This is a genomic window from Streptomyces laculatispora, from assembly GCF_017353455.1.
GTDB classification, from domain to species: Bacteria; Actinomycetota; Actinomycetes; order Streptomycetales; family Streptomycetaceae; genus Streptomyces; species Streptomyces laculatispora.
Window position 1 is genome coordinate 1 of record NZ_JAFMPZ010000055.1, and the last position, 2,524, is coordinate 2,524.

2 protein-coding genes are annotated in these 2,524 nt (G+C 71.6%); one reads left to right on the forward strand and one right to left on the reverse strand.

Annotated features, from left to right (window positions below):
• The coding region (locus J1C73_RS02315) for an aldehyde dehydrogenase family protein (protein WP_207314838.1) at window positions 1-1,188 on the forward strand (1,188 nt) is incomplete at its 5' end.
• A 14-nt stretch (window positions 1,189-1,202) separates the two neighbouring features.
• Here the strand turns inward: J1C73_RS02315 and J1C73_RS02320 are convergent.
• Window positions 1,203-2,507: a DUF2254 domain-containing protein gene (locus J1C73_RS02320; RefSeq protein WP_207314839.1), complete on the reverse strand. Its 1,305-nt coding sequence runs from the start codon at window positions 2,505-2,507 to the stop codon at window positions 1,203-1,205.
• Window positions 2,508-2,524 lie beyond the last annotated feature (17 nt).

Genomic DNA, 2,524 nt, shown 5'->3' on the forward strand with positions numbered 1-2,524 from the left:
CCATGGCGTCTCGCCCAGACGGACGTCGACCGGGCGATCGACGGGGTGCGGTGGTACGTCGACAACATCGACCGGATGCTCACCGACCGCACCCCGCTCCCGGGACCCGTCTCCAACATCGCCAGCTGGAACTACCCCATGTCCGTGCTGGTCCACGCGATGCTGGTGCAGGCCCTCGCCGGCAACGCCGTGATCGCGAAGGCCCCCACCGACGGCGGCGTCGCATGTCTGACCCTGGCCTGTGCGCTCGCCGCCCGCGAGGGCGTCCCCCTCACCCTCGTCAGCGGCAGTGGCGGCGAACTCTCCGAGGCCCTGGTCCGCTCACCGGAGATCGGCTGCGTCTCCTTCGTCGGGGGCCGCGACACCGGTGCCCGTATCGCCACCGCCGTGGCCGACCTCGGCAAACGGCACATCCTCGAACAGGAGGGGCTCAACACCTGGGGCATCTGGAACCACACGGACTGGGACGCGCTCGGCGCCGTCGTCCCGAAGCTCTTCGACTACGGGAAGCAGCGCTGTACCGCCTACCCGCGCTTCGTCGTGCAGCGCAGCGCGTTCGACGCGTTCCTGGCGGCGTACCTCCCGGCGGTCCGCGCCCTGCGCGTGGGCCACCCCCTCGCCGTGGCGGACCCGGCCGATCCGCTTCCCGCCCTGGACTTCGGCCCACTGATCAACGCGGCCAAGGCCGAGGAACTGGCCGACCAGGTGGCCGAGGCGATCGACCGGGGCGCGGTCCCACTGCACCGCGCCGGCGCATCTCCCGCGGACGGCCACTTCCTTCCGGGCCAGGACACCTCCGCCTACCTCCACCCGGTCACGCTCCTCAACCCGCCGCCGTCCTCCCCGCTCCACCACGCGGAGCCCTTCGGCCCGGTCGACACGATCGTCCTGGTCGACACGGAGGCGGAGCTCCTCGCCGCCATGAACGCCTCGAACGGGGCCCTGGTCGCCACCCTCTCGACCGACGACCCGGCTACGTACGAGAGGCTGGCCCCCCAGATCCGCGCGTTCAAGGTCGGCCACGGCGTGCCGCGCTCCCGGGGCGACCGCGAGGAGCTCTTCGGCGGCTTCGGCGGCTCGTGGCGCGGTGCCTTCGTCGGGGGTGAACTCCTGGTCCGCGCCGTGACCGAGGGCCCGCCGGGCGAGCGCCTGCCGGGCAACTTCCCGGACTACCACCTGATGCCGTAGAAGCGGAGTCCGGCTCACCCGATCCCCTGCCGGTCAGGAAGCAGCGCGAACTTCCGCTCGTCCGCGTCCGGCACCGTGCGCTCCACCGCCTGAATCAGCAGCGTACGGTGGCGGACCAGCGGCCCCTGCCGCTCGGGCGCCGTCAGCAGCAGGAGATCGTCGATCCCGGCCAGCAGCCGCCGGGTGACCTGCGGACTGCCCGCCGCGCACCGCCGGATCTCCTCGAAGCCGAGATCCACCAGATCCGCCCACCCCGGCACGTCCTGCACCAGCCGTACGACCCCCTTGCGGTCCCGGTGGTGGGCGGCGCCGAGGGGCAGGTCCGCGACTGCTGCCAGGAACTGCACGATCCGGTCCAGGCACTGCACGGCGGTGGTCGGGTCGTTCACGGCCGGCGAGAGGGCCCGCAGCGCGATGTCCGACAGCTGGCGCAGCCCGAACGCCAGATCCTGGTGCAGCGTGCGCTCGACCCCGACGGACACCGTGTACCGCAGCGCGTGCCGGGGCGGCGCGGCCCCGCCGTGCACCGCCAGCACCGGCGTCCCCGGCACGACGAAGTCCCCGAGCCGCGGGATCAGCCGGAGAACGACGCCCTGGCGCCGGGCTGCCCGCACCAGCCGTGCCACGTTCACGTCCCGCAGGACCCCGGCCCGCCCCTCGTGCACGAGCCGGCCGGTCTCGGCCGCGAGCGGCCCCTCCCGAGGCAGGCCGCCGGGCATCCGCCCCAGCACCCGGAAGGAATCCCGGGTGATGCGGTCGACGACGGGGCCGACCTGCATCAGTCGCAGCGTCGAGCTCACATACGCGATGAAGAGCAGCAGGCTGAGCCCGACGAGCGCGGCGGTCAGCACACTCTGCAGGAACGGCACGGAGACGACTCGGCGCGGGTCGGTCTCGCTCTCGTACGAGCTGAGGACCAGCAGCGAGAACACGAACGTCGCCAGGAAGACCGACAGCGTGAGCTTGCTGATCCGGCTCCGTACGAAGATCCGCACCACCCGGGGTGTGAGCTGCCCGCTCGCCATCTGCACGGCCACCAGCGAGATGCTGAAGACCACACCGATGAAGGTCATCATCGCCGAGCTGATCGTGACGACGATCGTCTTGGTGTCCTCGGCGATCGAGAGCAGGTCCTTGACCTCGTCGTACGCCCGTTCGTCCTGGAGGTAGGCGACGAGCTGCTCGTCGAGCGCCGAGGCGACGAACCAGAGGCCGATGGCGCAGACCAGTGTCAGGGTCGGAGCGAACCAGAAGGTCTCGCGCAGATGCTCACGCAACGGTGACAGCGCGCGGGGTGGCCGATAGCCGCGATCACTCATGCCGGCGAACGTAACCC

Excerpts from the sequence above, each read along its gene's own strand:
- J1C73_RS02320 (WP_207314839.1), bottom strand. The coding sequence starts at position 2,507 with ATGAGTGATCGCGGCTATCGGCCACCCCGCGCGCTGTCACCGTTGCGT.